We start from the raw sequence: 24,467 nt of genomic DNA on the forward strand, positions 1-24,467 counted from the left end.
CCCGCCCAGGAGGCGCCGAAGCAGGAGGCGCCCGCGCCGAGCCCGCAGGCTCCCGCGGCCCCCGCCCAGCCCGCCGCCCCGGCCGCGAGCGAGGGCGGCCGCGACCAGACGGCGTACGTCACGCCGCTGGTGCGCAAGATGGCCGACCAGCACGGTGTGGACCTCGGCTCGGTGCAGGGCACCGGCGTCGGCGGTCGCATCCGCAAGCAGGACGTGCTCGACGCCGCTGCCGCGGCCCAGCAGGCCGCCGCCCCGGCTGCTGCGCCTGCTGCCCCGGCCGCCGCGGGTGCTCCCCCGGCTGCCACCGCTCCCACCTCGGCGTCCCCGTCGCCGCTGCGTGGCACCACCGAGCCGCTCTCGCGCCTGCGCAAGGTGATCGCCACGCGCATGGTGGAGTCGCTGCAGGAGGCCGCCCAGCTGACGCAGGTCATGGAGGTCGACGTCACCGCGATCGCCCGCCTGCGGGAGTCCGCCAAGGCCGACTTCCTGGCACGGGAGGGCGTGAAGCTGACCTACCTGCCGTTCTTCGCCAAGGCCGCCATCGACGCGCTGAAGGTCCACCCGAAGCTCAACGCGGCGATCGACCCCGAGAAGGGCGAGGTGACCTACTTCGACCGCGAGAACATCGCGTTCGCGGTGGACACCGAGAAGGGACTGCTGACGCCGGTCGTCAAGGAGGCCGGTGACCTGTCGATCGCCGGCCTGGCCAAGAAGATCGCCGACGTCGCCGGGCGCACGCGCACCAACAAGGTGACGCCCGACGAGCTCTCCGGCGGCACCTTCACCATCACCAACCTCGGCAGCTTCGGGGCGCTCTTCGACACCCCGATCATCAACAAGCCGCAGGTGGCGATCCTCGGCCCCGGCGCCGTGGTCAAGCGTCCCGTCGTGATCGACGACCCCAACCTGGGCGAGACCATCGCGGTGCGCCACATGGTCTACCTGTCGCTGACCTACGACCACCGCCTGGTCGACGGCGCCGACGCCGGCCGGTTCCTCCAGGAGGTCAAGAAGCGCCTCGAGGCTGGCCAGTTCGAGGTCTGAGCCTCCGCACGTCCGTCATACGACCCCGCACCCATGGGTGCGGGGTCGTATGACGTTCCGAGCGTCTGGATGAGGGCCTCGACGAAGGGAAGTACGAGGCCCGGCGAGGTGGCCGACGCCACTGAAAAGCGGAGGCGCGGTGTCGTACCCGACGTCTACCGTGGTGCGCACCGTGACTGCCACTGACCTCACCGCGCACACCTCCGCGGCACACCTCGATCCGTCACCCGCACCGCCTCCCGGACGGGTGCCGGTCGACTGGCACCGCGTCCGTCGCCCGATGTCGATCTTCTGCCTGGGGCTGGCGCTCGTCGGCGCCGTCGCGTCGTCCCTGGGCACCGTGGTGGCCGGTCGACTGGCCGACGCCCCGACCTCCGCGCTGGTGACCACCCTGGCGCTGTGCGTCGTCGGCGGTGCCGTCGTCGACACCGCGGCGCGCACCATCTGGGGCGTCGTCGTCGACCGCGCCGAGGGCCAGCTGCGCGCCGACCTCATCGACGCGGCCATGGCCCAGCCGCTGTCCGAGCTCTCGGAGCAGGCCGTCGGCGAGGTGCTCGACCGCATCGACGACGACACCTGGGAGGTCGGCCAGCTGATGCGGTGGGGCGTGTGGATGGCGATCCGCACGGTCCTCTCCACCGGTCCGCTCTGGCTCGTCGCGAGCCTGACGTGGTGGCCCGCGGCATTCCTGTTCCCGCTCTGCGGTGTCACCGTCTGGCTCTTCATCCGGCGGCTGCTCCCCCAGATCGCCCAGCGCAAGGTGCTGGAGGAGGCCGCGTGGACCGACCACGCCGCCTCGACCGAGGAGGGCATCGCCGCGCGCGACGACATCCGCACCTCCCTCGGCCAGCCGCACGTGCTGCGGCGCAACGCCGAGCTGGCCGCCGAGATCCACCGGCGCCTCCGCAGGGTGCTGGCCGTCGAGGTGAGCATCACCCGCCGCAGTGGCGCGCTGCTCCACGCCGTCCTCGCCGGCACCGGCCTGATCGGGATCGCGCTGGTCCTCCACGGCGACCTGTCGACGGCCCGCCTCGTCACGCTGTTCCTGGTCACCACGATGTTCGTCGGCCAGGTCGACATGCTCGCGCGCCACCTGCCCGACCTCCAGGAGGGCATGGGCGCCGTGCTGCGGCTGCGCAGCATGCTGGCCGTCCCGGCCGAGCCGGTCGGCGGCGCCTCGCTGCCCCACGGCCCGCTCGACGTGGAGTTCCGCCACCTCGCCTTCTCCTACGGCACCGGCACCTTCGCCCTGCGTGACGTCGAGCTCACGGTCCCCGCGGGCCACACCTGCGCCCTGGTCGGGCGCACCGGCTCGGGCAAGTCGACGCTCGCCTCGCTCCTGTCCCGCGCGGTCGAGCCGCCGCGCGGCACCGTCTTCCTCGGTGGCACCGACGTCTGCGACCTCGACCTCCAGCAGCTGCGGGCGGCCGTCGGCGTCGTGACCCAGCGCACCGAGGTGCTGGCCGGCAGCCTGGCCGACAACATCACGCTCTTCGGCGACGCCCCGCGCAGCCAGGTCGAGGCAGCCGTCCTGGAGCTCGGCCTGACCGACTGGGTGGCCGGCCTGCCCGAGGGCCTCGACACGCTGCTGGGCCCGGGCGGCACCAGCCTGTCGGCCGGCGAGGAGCAGCTCGTCGCGTTCGCCCGCCTGCTGGTGCGCGACGTGAGCGTGGTCGTGCTCGACGAGGCCACCGCCCGGATGGACCCGGTCACCGAGGCGCGCGTGGTGCGCGCCGCCGATCGCCTGATCCGCGGCCGCACCGGCATCCTGGTGGCCCACCGGCTGTCCACCACCGAGCGTGCCGAGCAGGTGGCCGTGCTCGAGTCCGGCCGCGTCGTGCAGCAGGGCGCCCGCGCCCACCTCGCCGCGACCGACGGCCCGTTCCGCCGCCTCCTCGAGGCGGCCGCCCACGAGGTCGCCGTCGAGGAGCACCACGCCGACGCCGCGATCGGCACGGTCCGCCGCAGCACCACCCCTCCTGCGCCGCCGCACGTCGACCCGCCGCTCGGCCTGATGCGGCAGGTGTGGCACTGCATCCGGCTCAAGCCCGAGTGGGGCCTCTTCGGTGCGGCGCTGTTCCTGGTCGCGTCGGTCACCGGCGCCTACGGTGCGGTCACCGGCTTCGTGTGGGGCCACGTGGTCACCGGGCTCCAGCGCGGCGAGACACCCGGCCTGATGGCGGTGGCGCTGGTCGCGTCCCTGATGGTCGGTCCGCTGCTGCTGTCGCAGGCCTTCTGGACCTACCCGCACTGGTGGGTCGAGGTGCTGATGCGCGTGCGCGCCGCAGTGCTCGCCGGCCAGACCGACCAGCGGCGCCTGGTCCGCACGCCTCCGGGCGAGGTGGTCGCCCGCGCGATGGATGCCGACCGGATCGCGCGCTACACCGACCGCTGGGTCGACTTCGTCAACGGCCTGCTCGTCGCGTCGCTCACCGCGCTCATCGCCGGCACCTGGCTGGCCGGTGCCGTGCTCCTCGCCGTGATGATCGCCTCGGCCCTCGCCTCCTCCCTCGGTCGTCGGGTCGCGGGTCGTTCGGCGGCCGCGTCGTCGGCCGCCCGTGCACGGTTCGGCCAGGCCCTGGTCTCCACGCTCGAGTCCATCCGCACGGTCAAGCTCGCCGCGGCGACGCCGCACCTCCACCGCCACCTCCACGAGGTCGACGGCGGGCGCGTCGACGCGGCGGTGCGCGAGCACCGCGTGCAGTCGCTGCTCGACGGCGTCCCGGTCGTGATGGTCCAGTGCGGCGTTGTTGCGGCCTGGGGCGGCCTCCTCGCCGGCCGTTGGGAGCTGGCCACGGCGCTCCTCGTCGCCAACGCCGTGAGCGGCTTCGACTGGTTCGGCCGGGTCGCCGGCGCGGTCGTCACCGAGGCGCCCGGCACCCGTGCCTGGATGCAGGCCACCAGCTCGCTGGCCGGTGGCGGCGACCTGATGGAGCTGCCCGGAGGCATGGACCTCGTCTCGGGCACCGCCGCGGCGCCCGCACGCCCCGAGCCCGAACCGCTGCGCACCCTCGCCCTGCGCGACCTCGCCGCCGTGCACGACGACGGCACCCTGGGCGTCCAGCACGTCGACCTCGACATCCGGGCCGGCGAGCTGGTGCTCCTGCTCGGCCAGGTCGGGTCCGGCAAGTCCAGCCTCCTCGGCGCCCTTGCCGGCCTGGTCAGCACCACCGGCGAGATCCGGTGGAACGACCGCCCGGTCGACGACCCGCAGGCCGAGCTGCGCCCGGCCCGCGTGGCCCACGTCGCGCAGGTCCCCCGCGTGCTCTCGGGCAGCTTCACCGGCAACGTCGGGCTCGACCACCCGACGCGCCCGGTCATGCCGTCGCTCGAGGCCGCACGGATGGGCCGCGACGTCGGCGAGGCCGGCGGGCCCGAGGCCTTGGTCGGGCACCGCGGCGTACGCCTCTCCGGTGGTCAGGTGCAGCGGCTCGCGCTGGCCCGGGCCCTCGCGACGGAGGCCGACGTGCTGCTCGCCGACGACGTCTCGTCCGCGCTCGACGCCGCCACCGAGATCGAGCTGTGGCAGGCGCTGCGCTCGCGCGGCGTCACGGTGATCGGCGCGACCAGCAAGGCCGCCGCGCTCGCGCAGGCCGACCGCGTGGTCGTGCTCGACTCGGGCCGGGTCGTCGACCAGGGTCCGTGGCACGAGCTGTCACTGCGGTGGGGCCACCTGGCCGGCTGACGCGTGGGCTCGTCCGGTTCCGTGCCGGACGGCTTGGCCCGCATGGTTGGGTGGTCGCATGCGCGTCGTGATCGCCGGAGCGTCGGGCTTCCTCGGCACCCACCTGACCGAGCACCTGCGGGTGCACGGCCACGAGGTCACCGCCCTCGTGCGCCGCGAGCCGGCGTCCGCCCAGGAGTCGCGGTGGGACCCGCCGACCGGCCGCATCGACACCGCGGTGGTCGGCCAGGCCGACGCCGTCGTCAACCTCGCGGGCGCGAGCATCGCGGGCAACCCGCACGCGCGCAGGTGGGCCGAGGAGGTGCGCGAGAGCCGCGTGGCGACCACCGCCCTGCTCGCCGACACCATCGCGTCCGCCGACCGGCCCCCGGCGTTCATCGCCGGCAACGGCATCGGGTGGTACGGCGACCACGGCAACGCCCCGGTCACCGAGGACTCCGAGAGCCTGGGCGACTCCTTCCTCACCCGGGTCACCCGCGAGTGGGCCGCCGCGACCGACACGGCCCGCGAGGCCGGGGCGCGGGTCTGCATCCTGCGCACCGCGCCGGTGATGGACCGCACGTCGCCGCCGCTCAAGCAGCTGCGGTTGCTGTTCAAGGCGGGGCTGGGTGCCCGCCTGGGGTCCGGCGACCAGTACTTCCCGATGATCTCGCTGCGCGACTGGATCGGCGCGGTGAGCTACCTCCTGGAGTCGCGAGACGTCAGCGGCGCCTTCAACCTGTGCTGCCCCACGACGCCGACCAACGCCGAGTTCACCCGGGCGTTGGCCAAGGCCGTCGGACGCAAGGCCTTCCTCGCCGCACCTGCCCCGGTGCTCAAGGTCGCGGCCGGCGACCTGGCCTCCGAGCTGCTCGGCTCGGTCAACGCCCGCCCCGCCGCGCTGGAGCGCGCGGGCTACGACTTCGAGGACGAGGACGTGCGCGAGGTGCTGGCGTCCGCGCTGGCCTGAGCCGGCGGCACGTTCCGCGCCTCGGCGACCAGCCACCCCTCCCCCGTCCTGACCAGCACGACCCGACGTGTCGAGGCCCGGTCGGCCGGCAGGGCGACCGGCGTCGGACCGCCCACCGCCGCCCCGCCGACCACCCGGTCGGTCACGTCGAGCACGAGCCGACGCGGTGACCGCGCCACCACGTCGAGCGCGAGCACCTGGGTGACGAGACCCTCCACCCGCAGGCCGCGAGCGACATAGTGGCGCAGCAGCACGAGGTCGCGCTCGCCGGTGCGGGAGCCGACGGCATAGAGGCTGCGGAGCGCCTCGACGTCCCCGGACGCCCAGGCGTCGGCCCGTCGCTCGTCCCAGCGCGCCAGGACCGCGCCCGGGCCGGACCGGGCCCATGGCGCCGCCACGGTTTCCTGCCGCGCTGGGGCCGGCGCTCCGTCCGGACGCACCACCGCGACCACCAGGCCGGTCGCCACGGTGGCCACCACGGACGCAGCGGCGACCGCGACCAGGACGGGGAGGAGTCGTCGGGGATCCACCCCGCCACCCTCCCCGATCCCGGGCGACTGCGTCAGCGCCCATCCACAGGCAGCGGCCGTCCGGCGTGGGCGTAGGGTCGAGGCATGCCGCTGGAGCACGAGCTGGAGTTCGAGGTCGCCGGTCTCGGCGACGCCGCCGTCGACTACCTCGCCGCCTGGGACGCCCAGCGGCACGTCCACGAGGAGGTCGTGGCCGGCACCCGGCCCGACACCGTGCTGCTGCTCGAGCACCCGCCCGTCTTCACCGCCGGCAAGCGCACCGACCCGCACGAGCGACCCCTGGACCCGGGCGGCGCCGACGTCATCGACGTCGACCGGGGCGGCAAGATCACCTTCCACGGCCCCGGCCAGCTCGTCGGCTACCCCATCGTGGCGCTGCCCGACCACGTCAAGGTCGTCGACTACGTCCGCCGGGTCGAGGAGGCACTCATCGCGGTCTGCGCCGACCTCGGCGTGACCACGGCACGCGTGCCGGGCCGCAGCGGCGTGTGGCTGCGCGCCGACGCGCGCGGGCCCGAGCGCAAGATCGCCGCGATCGGCATCCGGGTCAGCCGCGGCGTGACCATGCACGGCTTCGCCCTGAACTGCGACGTCGACCTCGGCTGGTACGACCGGTTCGTCCCGTGCGGCATCGCCGACGCCGGGGTGACCTCGCTGACCGAGGAGCTGGGCCGCGACGTCACCGTGGCCGACGTGCTGCCGAGCGTGCGACGCCACCTGGCGGCGTACCTCGCCTGGGAGCCCTACGACGCGACGCCCGACTACGAGGCGCGGCCCGAGCCGGGTCGCGCGCCCCGCATCGAGCTGGTGCGCCCCGGCGCCTGAGGCGACTGAGGCTCCCGGGCCGGCGTCAGTCCCGCCGGTCCTCGCCGAACCGCGCGTGGGAGTGGTGCTCCTCGGCGAGCCGCCGGAGCGTGGTGAGCACGGTCGCGAAGACGACCTGGCCCACGATCATCTCCTCGAGCAGCCCGACGCGGTCCTTGCGGTCGTCGAGGTGGGCGATCTCCTGCCGCGCGAGCTGGTCGGCCATGGCGACGTAGGGCGCGATCTCGGAGGGGTCGCGCGGATGGGTGTCGAAGCTGCCCACGAGCTCCAGCGTGGCGGCGAGGTTGTCGCGGTCGGGCGACTCGGCGCGGACCTTGTCCCAGCCTGCTTGCGCGATGATCGCGTCGGCCATCGCGCGCGTCTGCTCACGCCCAGGCCCGGGCGGCGGCGGGATCGGGACGAGCGCGTCGGCGGCCACCGCGAAGAGGTCGTGCACGGTCCCCCGCGTCTCCGCCGCGGCCACCAGGCGCTTGAGCCCCTCGACCGGGACGTCGCCCACCTCGCGCAGGATCCGCAGCAGCCCGAGCCGCCGGACGTGCCGGTCGTCGTACTCCGTCAGCCTCGGGGTGCGCTTGTCCCCCTCGGGCAGCAGCCCCTCGCGCAGGTAGTACTTGATGGTCGGCACCGGCACCCCGGTCTGCTCCGAGAGCTCGGAGATCCGCACTGGCTCACCCCTTGACCTGTCGTGTAGATAGTGCCACTGTCGTAGACGACAGTATAACTATCCAAGGAGCCTGCCATGGCCGATTCCGCCACCCGGCGTGTCCCCCGCGCCTACGCCTCCGCCCACGGACGTGCGCCCAAGGGCGTGCGCGACGGGCAGTACGTCGCCGACCCGCCGACCGGCGACGTCGTCGTCTTCATCATCGGGATGCGCATCAACCGGCTGCGCAGGGTCCGCAGCTGGTGGCCGGCGTTCGTCGGGATGCCGAAGATGCTGCGCGAGCTCGCGAAGGCCGATCGCGGCCTGCTCGGCGTGCACACCTTCTGGGCCGGGCGCGTGTTCCTCACCGTCCAGTACTGGCGCAGCGCCGAGGAGCTCGGCGCCTACGCACGCGACGCCTCGATGTCGCACGCCCCCGCCTGGGGAGCCTTCAACAAGCAGGCCGCCGCCACCGGAGACGTCGGCATCTTCCACGAGACCTACGTCGTGCCCAGCGACCGGATCGAGTCGCTCTACGGCAACATGCCCGCCTTCGGGCTGGCGCAGGCCGTCGGCTCCCTCGAGCGCGGACGGGGCAGCCTGACGAGTGCCCACCAGCGGATGGACAGCACCCAGCCGGACTACGTCGAGGCTCCCGCCTGAGGCGGACGGAAGCTGACCCGAGGCTGATTGGGGACGCTCGGCGCCGGGTCGTAGAGTGGCGGGGTGACGACCGCTCCCGCCCCTGAAGGACGCAAGCTTCTCCGACTCGAGGTGCGCAACGCCGAGACCCCGATCGAACGCAAGCCGGAGTGGATCAAGACCCGCGCGAAGATGGGTCCCGAGTACACCTCCCTGCAGAACCTCGTGAAGTCCGAGGGCCTCCACACGGTCTGCCAGGAGGCCGGCTGCCCCAACATCTTCGAGTGCTGGGAGGACCGCGAGGCCACCTTCCTCATCGGCGGCGACCAGTGCACGCGCCGCTGCGACTTCTGCCAGATCGACACCGGCAAGCCGCAGCCCCTCGACCGCGACGAGCCCCGCCGGGTGGCCGAGTCGGTGCAGAAGATGCAGCTCAAGTACGCCACCATCACCGGCGTCGCCCGCGACGACCTGCCCGACGGCGGCGCCTGGCTCTACGCCGAGACGGTCCGCGCGATCCACGAGCTCAACCCCGACACCGGTGTCGAGAACCTGATCCCCGACTTCAACGGCAAGCCCGACCTCCTCCAGGAGGTCTTCGAGAGCCGGCCCGAGGTCCTCGCCCACAACGTCGAGACGGTGCCGCGGATCTTCAAGCGGATCCGTCCGGCGTTCCGCTACGACCGCTCGCTCGACGTGATCACCCAGGCCCGCGACTTCGGCCTGGTCACCAAGTCGAACCTGATCCTCGGGATGGGCGAGACCCGCGAGGAGGTCAGCCAGGCGCTGCGCGACCTGCACGAGGCCGGGTGCGAGCTGATCACCATCACCCAGTACCTCCGCCCCTCGCCGCGGCACCACCCCGTCGAGCGCTGGGTCAAGCCGGAGGAGTTCGTCGAGCTCAAGGCCGAGGCGGACGAGATCGGCTTCGCCGGGGCGCTCTCGGGCCCGCTGGTCCGCTCGTCCTACCGCGCCGGCCGGTTGTACGGTCAGGCCATGGACGCGCGCGCCGCAGCCGCCGTCTGACGCACGATCCCCACCACCACACCTCGCCACAACTAGCTGGAACAGGCCCACTCATGTCGACCCCCGCCACCACGCCGACGTCGCGCCGCGCGCAGATCATGCAGACCTACCAGATGGCCAAGCGCACCGACCGGCACCTGGGCCTGATCATCCTGGGTGTCTTCGTGCTCGGCGCCGCCGTCGGCTTCGGGCTGATGTGGCTGCTCCCCGGCTCGGGCGTCCTGTCGCTGGTGATCTCGATCATCGGCGCGCTGCTCATCGGCATGCTGTGCGCGCTGCTGGTCTTCGGCCGCCGCGCCCAGCGGGCGGCGTACCAGCAGATGGAGGGCCAGCCCGCCGCGGCCGCCGGTGCGCTGCAGATGCTCCGTCGCGGCTGGAAGGTCGACCCGGTCGTCGGCTTCACCAAGCAGCAGGACGTCGTCCATCGCGTGGTCGGTCCGCCGGGCATCGTGCTGGTCGGGGAGGGCTCGAGCCCCAGCCGCGTGAAGCAGCTGCTCGCCACCGAGCGCAAGAAGCACGAGCGCGTCGCCTACGAGGTGCCGATCCACGAGATCGTCGCCGGGCGCGGCGAGGGCGAGGTCCCGCTGCCCAAGCTGGTGCGCCACGTGCAGAAGCTCGGCCGCTCCGTGAAGCCGGCCGAGATGACCGACATCCTCCAGCGCCTCAAGGCGCTCGACGCCCAGCGCGGCAAGCTGCCGCTCCCCAAGGGCCCGGTCCCGACCTCGATGAAGGGCATGCGCTCGCAGCAGCGAGGTCGCTGACCCCACTCCCCCCGAGGTCCCCGGACCTCCGCGTCCCGCCGTGAGGGTCCAGCGGGGCGCGTCGGCCCCGCTGGACGTGACCGGCCTCAGTGCCCGTGGCGCAGGGGCCGGAGGTGGTTCTTCACGATGTAGGCGCCGACCTTGCGGCCGAGCGCCTTGCCCATCTCGGTCGAGAAGCGGAAGTGGATGCCGGCCCGCACCCGCGAGTCGGCGTTCTCGTCCGCCGCCTGGGTGAAGGTCTCGAACGAGCGGATCGGATCCGTCGGCAGGGCCGTGGTCGAGTCCATCGAGAACGGCACGTGGTCGGTCCCGTAGGCCCGCTTCAGCACCTCGGCCGCCCCGGCACCCAGCACGCTGTGCGTCGACGGGTAGTCCTGCACCGGCGGGGTCTCCAGGTGGCTCAGCCAGGCGGGGTCGGCGACCGTGCGGCGGTTGCCGTCGGTGTCACCGGCGCGGATCGCGGTGTAGGGCCGCCAGAAGTCCCAGTGGAACTTGGAGTCCCACCCTGCGACGTAGCTGTCGTACAGCGCCATGCTCTCCAGTGCGAACATCCGCGCCGCCCGCCACAGCTCGAGCTCCTCGCTCGTCGCGGTCACGCGGGCGATCCGGGCCCACCCGATCTCCGACGACTCGTACCACCAGCTCGCGTAGCTGGTCTGGTCAGCGGTGCGGGTCGTGCTGCCGAGCACGCCGACCGACTTCACCTCGTCGTACGCGCGGGCGTAGGTGCGGCTCCGGAGCGACGGGGGCGGCGGCACCCGGAACTGCTCCGGGGACGTGAGCCCGAAGGGTGTCGCGTAGCGGAAGTCCTCGGCGAAGGTGAACGGGTACGGCGGGACGAACTGGTAGTCGCCCGGCTCCGTGCCCGGCACGAACGTCGAGCTGAACAGGTCGACGACGGTCCCGTCGTCCTGGCGGAGCGCGACGATGGCCGCCGCCGATGCGGCCCCGAGGGCCAGGGCCCGTGTCTTCGCAGGGCCGTCGGGGACGGTCGCCAGCCAGGTCGCGAGGTCCGCGTCGAACGTCGCCTGCTGGGCGGGGTAGACCGCCACGAGCACGTCGTGTGCCGCAGCAGCCGCGGCCGCCACGGGGTCGGAGCCGTATGACCGGCCGAAGTAGGCGTACTGCTCGTACCTGGGCCGGATGGCGTTGAGCGCGTCGTGCATGGCGATGTGCACCATCGCCTGGTGCCGCACGCCGAGGAAGGAGATGTAGTTGTCGTCCGTCATCGCGGCGTCGAAGACGATCTGGCTCCACGCGACGACCACGTCGCCCGGCGTGGACCCGGTCGGGTGCGCGTGCGGGTGCGAGCCCAGTGCGGTGGTGACGGTCGGGGCGAGGGCGTCGTGCGAGCCCTCGTCGTCGGTCGCCTCGGCGACGCCGCCGAGAGCGATGAGCGCGAGCAGCGAGAGGAGCGCGGCGACGGCTGTCGTTGCCGTCAGCCGTCCTGCTCGGAGTGCGGGCGCCACACGAATGCTTCTGTTCGAGGTTGTCGTCATCGGTCCTCCTCATCGAGTTCCGACAGCCAGAAGGTCCCCCGTGGCCAGCTCACGACGCTACGCCCGGGCTCGTCGGGCCGCGACCAACCGACGCGGTAAAAGGCTGATCCCCGCGTGGAGTGGACCAGACCGGACTAGACCCTGACGGTGCGCGTGCCGGCGGCGAGGTCGTGCAGGCCGCGTCCGTCGAAGGTGAGCAGCGGCGGCACGAGCAGCGCGACCAGCGCGCTGCGCAGGACGGCACGCAGCAGCGACACCGGCCGGGAGGGGTCGTCCTGCCGGACCACGCGGACCCGGGCGACCAGCTTGCCGAAGGAGCCACCGGCCAGCGCGGTGAAGAACGCCGACTCCAGGACGAAGAGCCCCAGGGTGCCGAGCCCGTTGGGGTTGCCGGCGAGGAGGCCCACGGCGACCAGGCCCTCCACCACGGCCAGGCAGGTCACCCAGTCGACGACGAGCGCCAGGATGCGACGTCCCCACGTCGCGGGCGTGAGGTCGGCGGGGGCGTACGTCGGGTCGGGCTGTGGCACGCGCCCAGCGTAGGTGGCTAGGACGAGCGGCTGCCCACGGGCTCGGCGTCCTCGGGCTCGACGACCGCGATCGGCGTGCCCCAGCTGGTGTAGTCGATCCGCGCGTCGTCGTTGCCGGTCCCGGAGTACTCCAGGCGCACCGGGAGCGAGGACTCGTCGATCCAGATGTCGACCAGCAGCGCGTCCTCGACCTCGAACTGCCGGTGCACCGAGTGCTCCGCCAGCGCGCCGCGCCACGCCTGCGAGTCGACGGTGACGAGGTAGTGGGTGGCGGCGACCCCGCCCATCTCCTCCTCGCCCTTGTTCTCCACCTTGTCGACGGCGTCGACGAGCGCCTCGTAGTCGCCGGGGACGTCGAGGGCGAGGAGGACGGACGCGGCGCCGGAGTCGAAGTCGTCGTCCTCCCCCAGCGCGCGTGGGTCGTCGTCGGGCAGCCAGGTCCACGTGTTGCCGGCCGCCTCCCCGCCGACGTACATCCGCCCCGAGACCCGGCGGAACTCGAGGAACTCCCCCGGCTCGTCGCCGGTGAGCGCGCGGAGCTCCGGCTCGTCGGCCCAGGCGAGGTCGACCTGCACTTCGGCGCGTCCGCGGTGGTCGCCGATGCCGAGGTGGACGTAGTCCTCGCCCCCGACGGCCTTCGCGACCGCGGGAATGAGCGTCTCGATGCCGTACGACGCGCTGGCCGGCAAGTCCTGGGGGTCGTCCTCGCCGCCACCCCCGCAGGCGGCGAGGACCACAGTCGCCGAGATTCCCATGCCCCACAGCGTCAGCGTCCGTGCCCGAGTCATGACTGACCGTAGATCCGCGCCGGGTTTCGCGCGAGTAACCCAAGGGGTGGATTTTGCACCCCTGGGGCGTGTCCGCCCCCGCCAGCCCGCGGACGACCTGTAACACGGCCGAAACAATCGGGATACGGTCAGGAAACTGCTCCGATCTAGCGTGGGCGACACGGTGCAACGAGGCTCCGCTCCCGAACGCTGCAAACTCGACGTGCGCGCTGGTCGCCGTCAAGGAGGAACCGAATGTTCAACAACTCCGATGAGCTCCTGAAGTTCATCAAGGACGAGGGCGTCGAGATGATCGACGTCCGTTTCTGCGACCTGCCCGGCGTGATGCAGCACTTCACGGTCCCGGCGTCCTCGTTCGACCAGAGCGTCTTCGACGACGGCCTCGGCTTCGACGGCTCCTCGATCCGCGGCTTCCAGGCGATCAACGAGTCCGACATGTCGCTCTTCCCGGACCCGACGACGGCCTACGTCGACCCGTTCCGCCGCTCCAAGACGTTGAACGTCAACTTCTTCATCCACGACCCGATCACCGGCGAGGCCTACAGCCGCGACCCGCGCAACATCGCGCGCAAGGCGCTGGCGTACCTCGACTCGACCGGCATCGCCGACACGGCGTACTTCGCCCCCGAGGCCGAGTTCTACATCTTCGACAACGTCCGCTACAGCACGGGCGTCAACGAGGGCTACTACCACATCGACTCCGTCGAGGGCTGGTGGAACTCCGGCAAGGACGACGGCCAGAACAAGGGCTACAAGACCCGCCTCAAGGGCGGCTACTTCCCCGTCGAGCCCTACGACCACTACAGCGACCTGCGCGCCGACATGGTCAAGAACCTCGAGGCCTGCGGCCTCCACGTCGAGCGTGCCCACCACGAGGTCGGCACCGCCGGCCAGGCGGAGATCAACTACCGCTTCGACACGCTGCTCAAGGCCGCCGACGACGTGATGAAGTTCAAGTACCTCATCAAGAACACCGCGTGGGAGCAGGGCAAGTCGGTCACCTTCATGCCCAAGCCGATCTTCGGCGACAACGGCTCCGGCATGCACGTGCACCAGTCGCTGTGGAAGGACGGCGAGCCGCTGTTCTTCGACGAGACCGGCTACGCCGGCCTGTCCGACACCGCCCGCTGGTACATCGGCGGCATCCTCGAGCACGCCCCGTCGCTGCTGGCCTTCACCAACCCGACGGTGAACTCCTACCACCGCCTGGTGCCCGGCTTCGAGGCCCCCATCTCGCTGGTCTACTCCTCGCGTAACCGCTCCGCCTCGGTCCGCATCCCGATCACGGGCGCGAACCCCAAGGCCAAGCGCGTCGAGACCCGCTTCCCCGACCCGTCGGCGAACCCCTACCTCGCCTTCGCGGCGCTGATGCTCGCCGGCCTCGACGGCGTCCAGAACAAGACGGAGCCCGCGGCCCCGATCGACAAGGACATCTACGAGCTGCCGCCGGACGAGATGGCCGAGATCAACCAGGTGCCCACCTCGCTCAACGCCGTGCTCGACGCGCTCGAGGCGGACCACGAGTACCTCACGGCCGGCGGTGTCTTCACCGACGACCTGATCGAGACGTGGATCCACTTCAAGCGCACCCAGGAGATCGCGCCCGTGCAGCTGCGCCCGCACCCGCACGAGTTCGAGCTCTACTACGACATCTGAGCACCCCCGCGGACGCCCCCGACCTGCCCGTCAGGTCGGGGGCGTCCCCATCTCTCCCCCCTCTGACCTGGAGCTCCACGTGCACCTGACGCCGTCCGAGACCGAGAAACTGCTGCTCGCGGTCGCGGGCATGGTCGCCCGCGACCGTCGGGAGCGGGGTGTGCGGCTCAACCACCCCGAGGCGGTCGCGCTGCTGTCCACCTGGGTCATCGAGCGCGCCCGCGACGGGGACGCGACCGTCAGCGACCTCATGCAGCAAGGCCGCGAGGTGCTGTCCGCGGACGACGTGATGGACGGCGTCGCCGACATGCTGCACGAGGTCCAGGTCGAGGCGACCTTCCCCGACGGCCGCAAGCTCGTCACCCTCCACGACCCCGTCGCAGGGCGTACGACGGACGGGCCGGGCGCCGTGCGGGTCGGCGAGGGCTCGGTCGTGCTCAACGAGGGCCGCGAGACGATCACGCTGGTCATCGAGAACACCGGCGACCGCCCCATCCAGGTCGGCTCCCACCTGCACCTGCCCGACGCCAACCCTGCGCTCGCCTTCGACCGCGAGGCCGCCCGCGGCTTCCGGCTCGACGTGCCGTCGGGCACCTCACGCCGCTTCGAGCCCGGGGTCACGCGCGAGGTCATCGCCGTCGCGCTGGGCGGTGCGCGGCGGGTGCCCGGCATCCAGCCCGGCAAGGACGAGTCGGAGGTGCAGCTCTGATGGTGGAGATCGACCGCGCGGCCTACGCCGCCCTCTACGGCGCCACGACCGGCGACCAGGTCCGGCTCGGGGACACCGACCTGTGGGTCGAGGTCGAGGACGACCTGACCGTCGGCGGCGACGAGGCCGTCTTCGGCGGCGGCAAGTCGGTGCGCGAGTCCATGGCGCAGGGGACGACCACCCGGGCCGAGGGCGCGCTCGACACCGTCGTGACCAACGCCCTCGTGCTCGACTGGTGGGGCATCGTCAAGGCGGACGTGGGCATCCGCGACGGCCGGATCGTCGCGCTCGGCCGTGCCGGCAACCCCGACATCGCCGACGGCGTGCATCCCGACCTCCGGATCGGCCCCTCCACCGACGTGATCGCGGGTGAGGGCCGGATCCTGACCGCGGGCGCGATCGACTCGCACGTGCACCTGCTCTCCCCGTCCCAGCTGCACGAGGCGCTGGCGACCGGGATCACCACGATCATCGGCGGTGGCACCGGACCGTCGGAGGGCTCGAAGGCCACGACGGTGACCCCGGGGTCGTGGCACCTCGCGCAGATGCACCGCGCGCTCGACGCCGTACCGCTCAACGTGGTGCTGCTCGCCAAGGGCAACACCGTCTCGCGGGAGGGCCTGGCGGAGCAGGCGCTCGGTGGCGCCGGCGGCTACAAGGTCCACGAGGACTGGGGATCGACCCCTGCCGCCCTCGACGCCGCCCTCACCGCTGCCGGTGAGTGGGGCCTGCAGGTCGCGCTGCACTCCGACTCGCTCAACGAGGCCGGCTACGTCGAGTCCACCCGCCGCGCGATCGCCGGACGCTCGATCAGCGCGTTCCACATCGAGGGCGCGGGCGGCGGCCACTCCCCCGACATCCTCACCCTGGCCGGCGACCCCAACGTGCTGCCGGGCTCCACCAACCCGACGCTCCCGCACACCGTCAACACCGTCGCCGAGCACCTCGACATGCTGATGGTGTGCCACCACCTCTCGCCCGACGTCCCGGAGGACCTGGCCTTCGCCGAGTCCCGGATCCGGGCCACCACGATCGCCGCCGAGGACGTGCTGCACGACCTCGGCGCCATCTCGATCACCTCCTCCGACGCGCAGGCCATGGGTCGCATCGGCGAGGTCGTGACCCGCACGTGGCAGGTCGCCCACGTCATGAAGGCGCGTCGGGGTCGGCTCGGGGAGTCCCTGCCGGCTGACAACGAGCGGGCCCGCCGCTACGTTGCCAAGTACACGATCAACCCGGCCGTCGCGCACGGCATCGACGACACGGTCGGCTCCGTGGAGGTGGGCAAGCTGGCCGACCTGACGCTGTGGGAGCCGAAGCTCTTCGGCGTCCGGCCGTCGGTCGTGATCAAGGGCGGCACCATCGCCTGGGCCGCGCTGGGCGACCCCAACGCCTCGATCCCGACGCCCCAGCCCGTGCTGATGCGGCCGTCGTTCGCCGACGCGACGGGTTCCGACCGGTCTGTCTCCTGGGTCGCCCCCGTGGCGCTGGAGGACGGCCTCGCCGGGCGACTCGGGTTGCGCCGCACGCTCCTGCCGATCCAGCCGACGCGGGAGGTGGGCAAGGCCGCGATGCGCAACAACGACGCGCTGCCGCGCATCGAGATCGACGCCGAGACCTTCGCCATCGCCGTCGACGGCGAGCAGGTCGAGCCGGCCCCGGCCGAACGGCTCCCGCTCGCCCAGCTCTACACGATGTTCTGAGGCGATCCTGGTGCCGTACGCCGAGACCGTCGCCCTGATGCTGGCCGACGCGCGCCTGCCCACGGGCGGCCACACGCAGTCCGCGGGGCTGGAGCCGGCCGTCCGGTCCGGGCTGGCCGCTGACGGTCGTGCCCTGGAGGAGGTCGTCGGCTACGCGCGCGACCGGCTGCGCACGGTCGTCCGCGTGGAGGCCGGCACCGCCGTGGTGGCCCGGCACCTCGCCCTCAGCGGGGTCGACCCGCTCGCCGTCGTCGACCACTGGGCCGCACGTACGCCGAGCGCCGCGATGCGGGCCGCGTCGGCGCGGATGGGTCGCGGCTACCTGCGCCTCGCCGAGCGCCTGTGGCCCGACGTGGTGCGCCACCTGCCCCGCGACACCGAGCTGGCCCGTCCGGTCGTCCTCGGCGTCATCGCTGCCGTCACCGGACTGGACCCGGCGCAGGTGGCGCGGCTGGCGGCGTACGACGACGCGCAGACCGTCGTAGCCGCCTCGCTCAAGCTGCTACCGGTCGACCCGGCGGCGGCCGCCGGCTGGCTGGTGGAGCTGCACCCACACATCGAGCTGGTCGTCGACGCCGTCGCCGGCCTGACCGAGCCCCACCAGATCCCTGCATGCGGCGCTCCCATGATCGACCTGTGGGCAGAGCAGCACGCCACCGCGAAGATGAGGTTGTTCCATGCCTGAGTCCCGATCCCTCCGCCTGGGCGTCGCCGGCCCGGTCGGCACCGGCAAGAGCTCGCTCATCGCGACGGTCTGTCGCGCCCTGTCCGACGAGCTCGAGCTCGGCGTGGTCACCAACGACATCTACACCGACGAGGACGCCCGCTTCCTGCGGTCCGAGGGCATCCTCGGCGCGGACCGGATCCGTGCCGTGGAGACCGGCGCCTGCCCGCACACCGCCATCCGCGACGACGTGACGCCCAACCTCATCGAGGTGGAGACGCTCGAGGCCGACTACGCAGCGGCCGGCACCCCGCTTGACGTGGTGCTCGTGGAGTCCGGCGGCGACAACCTCACCGCGACCTTCTCCCCCGCCCTGGTCGACGCACAGCTCTTCGTCCTCGACGTCGCGGGAGGCGGGGACGTCGCCCGCAAGGGCGGGCCCGGCATCGCTCGCGCCGACCTGCTGGTGGTCAACAAGACCGACCTCGCGCCCCACGTCGGCGTCGACGTCGAGCGCATGGTCGCCGACGCCGCCGCTGCGCGCGACGGGCGTCCCGTGCTGGCGCTCTCGCGCACCGACCCCGCCTCGGTCTCCCGGCTGGCCGGCTGGGTGCGGGAGACGCTCGCCTCCCACAGGTCGGGCGAGCACACCCCGGTCGACCCGGGCCCGATGGCGCCGCACAGCCACGCCGACGGCACGATCCACTCCCACCGCGGTTCCGATGGCCGACCTCACGCGCATTGAGGTCGGCCGGGACGGCTGCGGCTTCCGCGACGGCGCGCTGGCCGCTCGCCGGCTGCCGTCCGGGCCGGGCGAGGTGCGGGTCGCGCTGGTCGCGACGCACGCGCTGCTGCTCGCCGACGACCACGTCCGGGTCGAGGTCGTCGTCGACGGTCCGGTCGCCCTCGAGGTCGTGGAGACCGCCGGCACGGTGGCGTACGACATGCGCGGCCGGTCCGCACGCTGGGAGGTCGACGTACGGCTGACCGGCGGCGCCCGACTCACCTGGCGGGCGGAGCCGTTCGTCGTGAGTGGTGGCGCCGACGTCGTGCGGTCGACCGTCGTGGACGCGGCCGGCGGCTCCGAGGTCACCCTGCGCGAGTCGATCGTCTTCGGCCGGACCGGCGAGGTCGGCGGCACCCTCACCAGCACCACCCGTGCGTCGTGCTCCGGATCGCCTGCGCTCGTGGAGGAGCTCCACCTGACCAGCGACGTGCGCGGCGGACCCGCCACGATGGCCGGCCTCCGGTGCCTGGACAGCCTGACCACCCTCGGGCACCGGCTCCCCGACGGTCCCGACGTGCTCCAGCTCCACGCCACCGGCTCCGTACGCCGCTGGCTGGGCGACCGGCTCCACGAGTCGCCGCTCCAGGCCGCGGAGGTCGCCCGGACCTGACGGTGGAGCCCCGGCACCGTGCGGCTGCCGCCCGGCTGGGCCGGGACCAAGGTCCCGGCACCGGGTGTCGCTCGCCCGCTGCCTGTGCGTCCCGGGCGCAGCATGCTCGAAGGGTCCGCGCAGCCGGCGCGGCGCACGAGCGTGAAGGAGGGACCATGCACACCCGCACCTGGAACGTGACCGTCAACCTGTTCGAGCAGGACGGGTCCACCCGGGCCGAGGCGATCCTGCACACCGACTCCGGTCCGGGCTTGCGGCACGAGGCCTTCGCCCGGCGGCGTCCCGGTGACCGCGACGTGCCCGAGATCGGCGACGAGCTGGCCGCGTGCCGGGCGCTCGCCGGCCTCGCCCACGACCTGCTGGACGTGGCCCTCGCGGACGTGGAGACGAACGATCCCACCCCGGCCGCCGCCCGGGGCACCGTCGCCGGCGCAGGGTCGTAGCGCCGGGCGCTCGTCCGACTGGGACAGGAGGTCGCCGTGATCCCGGAGCACGTGGTGGCACGAGTGCGCTCGGCGCCGTGGTTCGGTGACCGGTGGTCGCCGTACGCGCTGCTCGACGACGACCTGCGGATCCGCGCCTCGAACGCGGCCTTCTCGCGCGCCACCGGTGTGCCCGCCGAGCGGCTGGTCGGCCAGGTCGCCGTCGACGTCTTCCCCGCCGACCCGAGCGATCCTGCTGCCAGCAGCCTGGCGGCCTTCTGTGCCGGCATCGAGGACGTGCTGCGGACCGGCCGGCCGTGCTGGCTCGGCCCCGTGCGCCACGACACCCCGCACCCCCACGACCGGGGCGCCTTCGTCCTGAAGGTGTGGCTGCCGGTGCAGCTGCCGGTCACCCACGACGGCCAGGTCGTGGCCGTGCTGCACCACGTGCAGGACCTCACGGCCGCCCTGGGCGGGACGACCGCGGCGCCACAGCACACGGCCGCGATGGACGCCGCCGTGCGCCACCTGCACCGCGAGTTTCCCCAGGCACCGGCGGAGAGGGTGCTCGGCCTGGTGACCGACTCCTACCGCACGGTCCTGCGCGCCCTCGGTGTCGCCGAGCTCGACCAGGCGGTGAGCCTGGCCAGGCTGCGCCTGGAGATCCACACCGGAGGGCCGGCCCGCCCGCTCGAGCGCGGGTGAGGTGGCGGGTCAGGCGCGACGGTGCCGCTGCCGCGGCGGCGCCCGGTCCGGGACCGCGGTCACGACCCACTCGTCGAAGTGTGCCGGGTCGCGACGCTCGAGCTCGTCCAGCAACGCCCGCCGCTGCTCGACGAGAGCCAGGCGACGCTCGAGGGGCGTGGCATCGCGCAGCACCTCGCAGGTCGTCCACTCCCAACGCCGGAGCAGCTCCCGCCGGCCCAGCGTCTCGGGCGGTCCGCTGGCGCGCCGGAGGCTCCAGCCGAGCAGCAGCCGACGGGCCTGGACGAGCAGGACCGGGCAGGTCACCAGGAACGGCAGGACGACCAGGCTGCCGACACCACCCTGCGTGGTCACCAGGCTGCCCCACGCCACGGCCGCCGCGCCCGTCCACCACGACGCCCACGCGGTCCAACGCCACCTGTCGGGACGGTCCTCGCACACGGTGAAGGCCAGGATGCCCCCGCAGGTGGCCAGCATGCACGCCACGGCCAGCACGCCGGGCCACTCCCCCGACGCGACCACGCCGGCGGCCGCCCACGCGGTGACCGCGCCTGCCGTCACTCCCCACGCGAAGCGGTAGATCCTCACGGTGAGCTCCCTCCGGACGGTCGCCCCGCTCGGTCGACGACGAGCGGGCACGGCTCCACGGTGGCTCGCCGTGAGGGTGGGAGCCCAGAGGCCACCGACCGGGCTCGGGGGGTCCGACGCACCCATCCCGGGTGGGACCTTGGGCTCTACCCGCGCCGGTCAGCGCCGGTCAGCGCCGGGCGCCCTGGTGCGCCGGGTGGCCAGCACCGCTGCCTGGGTCCGGCTCTCCACGCGGAGCTTCCTCAGCACGATGGAGACGTAGTTCTTCACGGTCTTCTCGGCCAGGTCCAGCTCCTCCGCGATCTGCCGGTGGTCAGGCCCTCGGCGACCAGGCCCAGGATCTGCTCCTCCTTCGGCGTGAGGTGCCTCAGCAGCGGGTCCTGGTGCGGCCCCTCGCGCAGGCGCTCCAGGACGCGTGCCGTGACGGCAGGGTCGAGCATCGACTGCCCGGCGGCGACCCGGCGTACGGTCGCCACGAGGTCGGTGCCGCGCACCTGCTTCAGCACGTAGCCGGCCGCACCCGCCATGATCGCGGAGAACAGCGCGTCGTCGTCGTCGTACGTCGTCAGGATCAGGCCCGCCACGTCCGGTTGGGCGGAGCGGACCTGCCGGCACACCTCGATGCCCGTGCCGTCGGGAAGCCGCCCGTCCAGGATGGCCACCCGAGGGCGGAGCACCCGGATGCGGTCGACGGCTTCAGCAGCGAGCCCGGACTCGCCGACGACCACGATGTCGCCCTCGCTCTCCAGGAGGTCGCGCACGCCCCGCCGGACGAGCTCGTGGTCGTCGAGGAGGAACACGGTGATCGGTCGCTCCTCGGAGGCGTCCTGCGGGTCCTGGTGCCCCATACCTCGACGGTACGCCGCCCGGCACCCGTTGCACCCCGGACTTCCCGCCCCATCCGACCGGGCCCAACGACCTCATTCCCGTCGAAGGCACCGTCACCCGGACGGGGAAGCCCGGGTGTCCCGTCGCGCACGCTCAGGTGTGCGACTGCCCGGCACGGCGTACGGCCGGACTCACCCCGACGTGGGACACCCGGGCTGGCCCCGCGGTGCGTGTGTCCATCGCAGTCGAGCCCGGCGGTGCGGTCAACCGACGAAGGTCCCACCTCGTTCGGGACCCGGACCCGGGACTCCGTCCTCCTCCGGGAGCCCGCACCCGGGTGCCCGGCCGTCGAGGGGCACGGTCCAGGTGACGGTCGTGCCGCTGCCCGCCGCGGACTCCAGGCGGAGCTCGCCCCCGTGGCGGCGCGCGCGCACCCGCATGTTGGCGAGGCCGCTCTCCAGCAGGTCCGGCCCCATCCCCACGCCGTCGTCCGCGACGGTCACCACGAGCCGGTCGGCGTCGGCGACCAGCTGGACGTCGACGGACGACGCCTGCGCGTGACGGCTCACGTTGGTGAGGGCCTCGCCCACGACTGCCAGCAGGTCAGGGGCGAGGTCCGGGCCGACGGCGCTGCGGAGCGGACCCTCGACCCGGAGCCTCGGTCGCAGCTTCATGGTGGCTCCCGCCCGCTCGACGATGCGCTCCACCTCGCTCTGGACGTCCGCCGACGTGTCGAGCACGCCCAGCGCGAAGATCGTGCGCCGGATGTCCTTGATGGTGTCGTCGAGCTCGCCGACCGCCCGCTCGATCCGCTCGCCGACCGCCGGCTCGGAGGAGAGGTTGGCGGTGGCCTGCAGCGACAGGCCCACCGCGAAGAGCTGCTGGATGGTCATGTCGTGCAGGTCGCGGCCGATGCGGTCGCGGTCCTCGTAGAGCGTCAGTCGCTGGCGGTCGTCCCGGCTCCGGGCGACCTGCAGCGCCAGCGTGGCCTGCTCGGCGAAGCTCGCCGGGAGCGCGGGGTCGACGCGGTGGAGTCCTGCGGCGTGCTCCGGCGTCCACGCGAGCGACAGGACTCCCTCCACGCCCCGGCCGGACCGCAGGGGCAGCACCATCACCGGCCCGAGCCTCGGCCATCCCGTGAGCGTGGACGGGTCGACGGCGCGAGGGTCCCTGGCGACGTCGTCGACCACCAACGGCCTGCCGGTCCGGACGACGATGCTCGCCAGCGAGCTCTCCAGGGGGACCCGGTGTGCCTCCTCCTCGTGGACCGGGGCACCGGAGGCCACCTCGAGGCGCAGGTCGGACGGGTCGGACCCGACGACGACCCACGCGACGTCCGCCGCCGAGACCGACCTCGCCCGGTCGGCGACCAGCTGGAGGGTCGACTCCGTCGAGGTGTCGTCGGCGAGCAGCGAGATGATCTCGGCGGTGGCGGTCAGCCACGCCTGGCGGTGCGCGGCTTCCTCGTAGAGCTGCGCGTTCTCGATCGCCACGCCTGCCGCGGCCGCCAGTGCCACCAGGACGGACTCGTCGTGGTCGGTGAACCCGCCGCCGCCGACCTTCTCCGTGAGGTACAGGTTGCCGAAGACGCGGTCGCGGATGCGGATCGGCACGCCGAGGAACGACGACATCGGCGGGTGGTGCTCGGGGAAGCCGTACGACGCCGGGTGCGCGGCGAGGTCCTGGAGCCGGATCGGGCGGGGGTCGTCGATCAGCAGCCCCAGCAGTCCGTGACCGGTCGGTGGGTGGCCGATCCGGACGACGGTGTCCTCGTCCACACCCTGGTGGACGAACATCCGGATCTGGCGGTCCGGTCCGGAGGTCAGCACCGCGAGTGCGGCGTACTCGGCGCCCGCGAGTCCCCGCGCCGCGGTGAGGATGCGTTCGAGCACTCCGTCCAGGGACAGGTCCGCGGCCATGCCCACCACGGCGCCGAGCAGGTGCCGCAGCCGCGCCTGCTCGTCGAGCACGCCGTCGACCCGGGTCAGGACCTCACGCAGGAGCTGGTCGAAGTCGACCCACCCGAGGTCGGACCCGGTCGGCGTTGCCTGGTCGTCACGATCCTGGTGCACTGCGTCTCCCCGGTTGCAGCCGAGATCCTTTCGAAGTTAGTGCTCCCCGGACCGATCCGGAAGACCCTGCCCGGCCCGGTGCCTCCGGCCGGCCCGCTGCCGTGTGTCTCCTCCTCGCGCGTCCGGTCGGCGAGGTGGTGACGCCACCGCGCGTGGACGAGCCAGACGGCCAGGCAGGCGCCCAGCCAGTCCATGGCGAGATCGCCCACCGTGTCCCCGTACGCGGTCGGTGCCTCGCTCGAGCGGGTGACGAACGAGACGAGCTCGAAGACCTCCCAGGCGAGGCCCGCCGTCATGCCGAAGGCGATCGCCCGGTCCCGGACCGGGGCGGCACTCGCCGTGCGCTCGACCGTGAGCAGCACGACGGCGGCGGAGACGCACATGGTCACGGCGAGGTGGACGGCGTCGTCGAACCACCACACCCGGTCGTAGAGGTCGAGCCTGTTGCCCAGGATGTCGGTGAAGCCGGACAGGGTCAGGAGGAGGTCCGACAGCCACGGGTAGGGCCGGGTGGAGGGCCACAGCAGCCGATGGACGGGCACGACCAGCGCCACGGAGGGGTAGAGCAGGGCCCGCGCGACAGGCGCCTTCCCCTCGAGGTTCCCCCACGCCGGGTCGATCAGCACCAGCGCGAGCATGACGAGCAGGACGGCCTTGGTCGCGACCACCGCCACGGCAAGTGGCGAGGCCGACGCGGCCCCGCTCCTCCTCATGACACCACGCTAGGACGTTGCTGGCGTCGCCGCCGGAGGCGAACGACCCGTCGACGGGGTCACTTCGTCACCGAACGAAGCAGTAGAT

At 73.0% G+C, this 24,467-nt stretch carries 25 protein-coding genes; 15 read left to right on the top strand and 10 right to left on the bottom strand.

What is annotated here, in order from left to right; translation table 11 throughout:
• From sucB to ACE3QY_RS07215, 3 genes are all read left to right on the top strand, one after another.
• Positions 1-1,044, top strand: a 1,044-nt coding sequence (gene sucB, locus ACE3QY_RS07205) for a 2-oxoglutarate dehydrogenase, E2 component, dihydrolipoamide succinyltransferase (RefSeq protein WP_374455326.1), incomplete at its 5' end; no start/stop codon positions are given.
• A 172-nt stretch (positions 1,045-1,216) separates the two neighbouring features.
• Positions 1,217-4,729, top strand: coding sequence for an ATP-binding cassette domain-containing protein (locus ACE3QY_RS07210; protein WP_374455327.1), 3,513 nt, complete (start codon positions 1,217-1,219; stop codon positions 4,727-4,729).
• A 58-nt stretch (positions 4,730-4,787) separates the two neighbouring features.
• Positions 4,788-5,678, top strand: a complete 891-nt coding sequence (locus ACE3QY_RS07215) for a TIGR01777 family oxidoreductase (protein WP_374455328.1) — start codon at positions 4,788-4,790, stop codon at positions 5,676-5,678.
• Here ACE3QY_RS07215 and ACE3QY_RS07220 read toward each other — a convergent pair.
• Positions 5,624-6,208, bottom strand: coding sequence for a hypothetical protein (locus ACE3QY_RS07220; protein WP_374455329.1), 585 nt, complete (start codon positions 6,206-6,208; stop codon positions 5,624-5,626). The two genes, ACE3QY_RS07215 and ACE3QY_RS07220, sit on opposite strands and share 55 nt — an antisense overlap.
• 84 nt (positions 6,209-6,292) lie before the next feature.
• Between ACE3QY_RS07220 and lipB the strand changes: the two genes are divergently transcribed.
• A complete protein-coding gene (lipB, locus tag ACE3QY_RS07225; RefSeq protein WP_374455330.1) occupies positions 6,293-7,033 on the top strand; it encodes a lipoyl(octanoyl) transferase LipB in 741 nt (246 codons plus the stop codon).
• Between the two features lie 25 nt (positions 7,034-7,058).
• On the opposite strand, the gene ACE3QY_RS07230 is transcribed toward lipB, so the two are convergent.
• The gene (locus ACE3QY_RS07230) at positions 7,059-7,697 is read right to left on the bottom strand and encodes a MerR family transcriptional regulator (protein ID WP_374455331.1); all 639 of its coding nucleotides are present in this window, start codon (positions 7,695-7,697) and stop codon (positions 7,059-7,061) included.
• Between the two features lie 75 nt (positions 7,698-7,772).
• Between ACE3QY_RS07230 and ACE3QY_RS07235 the strand changes: the two genes are divergently transcribed.
• The 3 genes from ACE3QY_RS07235 to ACE3QY_RS07245 all read left to right on the top strand — a co-directional run bounded on the left by ACE3QY_RS07235 (position 7,773) and on the right by ACE3QY_RS07245 (position 10,105).
• Positions 7,773-8,339, top strand: a complete 567-nt coding sequence (locus tag ACE3QY_RS07235; RefSeq protein ID WP_374455332.1) for a DUF4188 domain-containing protein — start codon at positions 7,773-7,775, stop codon at positions 8,337-8,339.
• Positions 8,340-8,402: 63 nt separating this feature from the next.
• Positions 8,403-9,344, top strand: coding sequence for a lipoyl synthase (gene lipA, locus ACE3QY_RS07240; RefSeq protein ID WP_311291781.1), 942 nt, complete (start codon positions 8,403-8,405; stop codon positions 9,342-9,344).
• A gap of 53 nt (positions 9,345-9,397) precedes the next feature.
• Positions 9,398-10,105, top strand: coding sequence for a DUF4191 domain-containing protein (locus tag ACE3QY_RS07245; protein ID WP_374455333.1), 708 nt, complete (start codon positions 9,398-9,400; stop codon positions 10,103-10,105).
• A gap of 86 nt (positions 10,106-10,191) precedes the next feature.
• Here the strand turns inward: ACE3QY_RS07245 and ACE3QY_RS07250 are convergent, their stop codons facing one another.
• The 3 genes from ACE3QY_RS07250 to ACE3QY_RS07260 form a co-directional block, all read right to left on the bottom strand.
• Positions 10,192-11,574 (bottom strand): vanadium-dependent haloperoxidase, encoded by a 1,383-nt coding sequence (locus ACE3QY_RS07250; protein WP_374455334.1) that lies wholly within the window; start codon positions 11,572-11,574, stop codon positions 10,192-10,194.
• A gap of 164 nt (positions 11,575-11,738) precedes the next feature.
• Entirely contained in the window at positions 11,739-12,134 is a 396-nt protein-coding gene (locus ACE3QY_RS07255; protein ID WP_374455335.1) for an RDD family protein, read from the bottom strand.
• Between the two features lie 17 nt (positions 12,135-12,151).
• Complete coding sequence (locus tag ACE3QY_RS07260) at positions 12,152-12,922, bottom strand: hypothetical protein (protein ID WP_374455336.1); 771 nt, start codon at positions 12,920-12,922, stop codon at positions 12,152-12,154.
• A 234-nt stretch (positions 12,923-13,156) separates the two neighbouring features.
• On the opposite strand from ACE3QY_RS07260, the gene glnA reads away from it, so the two are divergent.
• The 8 genes from glnA to ACE3QY_RS07300 all read left to right on the top strand — a co-directional run bounded on the left by glnA (position 13,157) and on the right by ACE3QY_RS07300 (position 20,178).
• Entirely contained in the window at positions 13,157-14,578 is a 1,422-nt protein-coding gene (gene glnA, locus ACE3QY_RS07265) for a type I glutamate--ammonia ligase (protein WP_374455337.1), read from the top strand.
• Between the two features lie 79 nt (positions 14,579-14,657).
• The gene (locus tag ACE3QY_RS07270; RefSeq protein ID WP_374455338.1) at positions 14,658-15,287 is read left to right on the top strand and encodes an urease subunit gamma; all 630 of its coding nucleotides are present in this window, start codon (positions 14,658-14,660) and stop codon (positions 15,285-15,287) included.
• Positions 15,287-16,990, top strand: a complete 1,704-nt coding sequence (locus ACE3QY_RS07275) for an urease subunit alpha (protein WP_374455339.1) — start codon at positions 15,287-15,289, stop codon at positions 16,988-16,990. Before ACE3QY_RS07270 ends, ACE3QY_RS07275 begins: the two co-directional genes overlap by 1 nt.
• 10 nt (positions 16,991-17,000) lie before the next feature.
• On the top strand, positions 17,001-17,675 hold the full coding sequence (locus ACE3QY_RS07280) for an urease accessory protein UreF (protein ID WP_374455340.1): 675 nt from the start codon (positions 17,001-17,003) through the stop codon (positions 17,673-17,675).
• Complete coding sequence (ureG, locus tag ACE3QY_RS07285; RefSeq protein WP_374455341.1) at positions 17,668-18,399, top strand: urease accessory protein UreG; 732 nt, start codon at positions 17,668-17,670, stop codon at positions 18,397-18,399. Before ACE3QY_RS07280 ends, ureG begins: the two co-directional genes overlap by 8 nt.
• A complete protein-coding gene (locus tag ACE3QY_RS07290; protein WP_374455342.1) occupies positions 18,377-19,051 on the top strand; it encodes an urease accessory protein UreD in 675 nt (224 codons plus the stop codon). Before ureG ends, ACE3QY_RS07290 begins: the two co-directional genes overlap by 23 nt.
• Before the next feature lie 155 nt (positions 19,052-19,206).
• Positions 19,207-19,494 carry a DUF1876 domain-containing protein gene (locus tag ACE3QY_RS07295; RefSeq protein WP_374455343.1) on the top strand — a complete coding sequence of 96 codons (288 nt, stop codon included), beginning with the start codon at positions 19,207-19,209 and terminating at the stop codon, positions 19,492-19,494.
• A gap of 36 nt (positions 19,495-19,530) precedes the next feature.
• Positions 19,531-20,178: a PAS domain-containing protein gene (locus tag ACE3QY_RS07300; RefSeq protein ID WP_374455344.1), complete on the top strand. Its 648-nt coding sequence runs from the start codon at positions 19,531-19,533 to the stop codon at positions 20,176-20,178.
• A gap of 9 nt (positions 20,179-20,187) precedes the next feature.
• Here the strand turns inward: ACE3QY_RS07300 and ACE3QY_RS07305 are convergent, their stop codons facing one another.
• From ACE3QY_RS07305 to ACE3QY_RS07325, 5 genes are all read right to left on the bottom strand, one after another.
• Positions 20,188-20,766: a hypothetical protein gene (locus tag ACE3QY_RS07305; RefSeq protein ID WP_374455345.1), complete on the bottom strand. Its 579-nt coding sequence runs from the start codon at positions 20,764-20,766 to the stop codon at positions 20,188-20,190.
• 159 nt (positions 20,767-20,925) lie between these two features.
• Positions 20,926-21,036, bottom strand: coding sequence for a hypothetical protein (locus ACE3QY_RS07310; RefSeq protein ID WP_374455346.1), 111 nt, complete (start codon positions 21,034-21,036; stop codon positions 20,926-20,928).
• The gene (locus tag ACE3QY_RS07315; RefSeq protein ID WP_374455347.1) at positions 21,033-21,614 is read right to left on the bottom strand and encodes a response regulator transcription factor; all 582 of its coding nucleotides are present in this window, start codon (positions 21,612-21,614) and stop codon (positions 21,033-21,035) included. The genes ACE3QY_RS07310 and ACE3QY_RS07315 overlap by 4 nt, the downstream gene beginning before the upstream one ends.
• Before the next feature lie 243 nt (positions 21,615-21,857).
• Positions 21,858-23,666, bottom strand: a complete 1,809-nt coding sequence (locus ACE3QY_RS07320; protein WP_374455348.1) for a GAF domain-containing protein — start codon at positions 23,664-23,666, stop codon at positions 21,858-21,860.
• The gene (locus ACE3QY_RS07325; protein WP_374455349.1) at positions 23,579-24,379 is read right to left on the bottom strand and encodes a hypothetical protein; all 801 of its coding nucleotides are present in this window, start codon (positions 24,377-24,379) and stop codon (positions 23,579-23,581) included. The genes ACE3QY_RS07320 and ACE3QY_RS07325 overlap by 88 nt, the downstream gene beginning before the upstream one ends.
• Positions 24,380-24,467 lie beyond the last annotated feature (88 nt).

The organism is Nocardioides sp. (assembly GCF_041913365.1).
In the GTDB taxonomy this organism is placed as follows: Bacteria; Actinomycetota; Actinomycetes; order Propionibacteriales; family Nocardioidaceae; genus Nocardioides.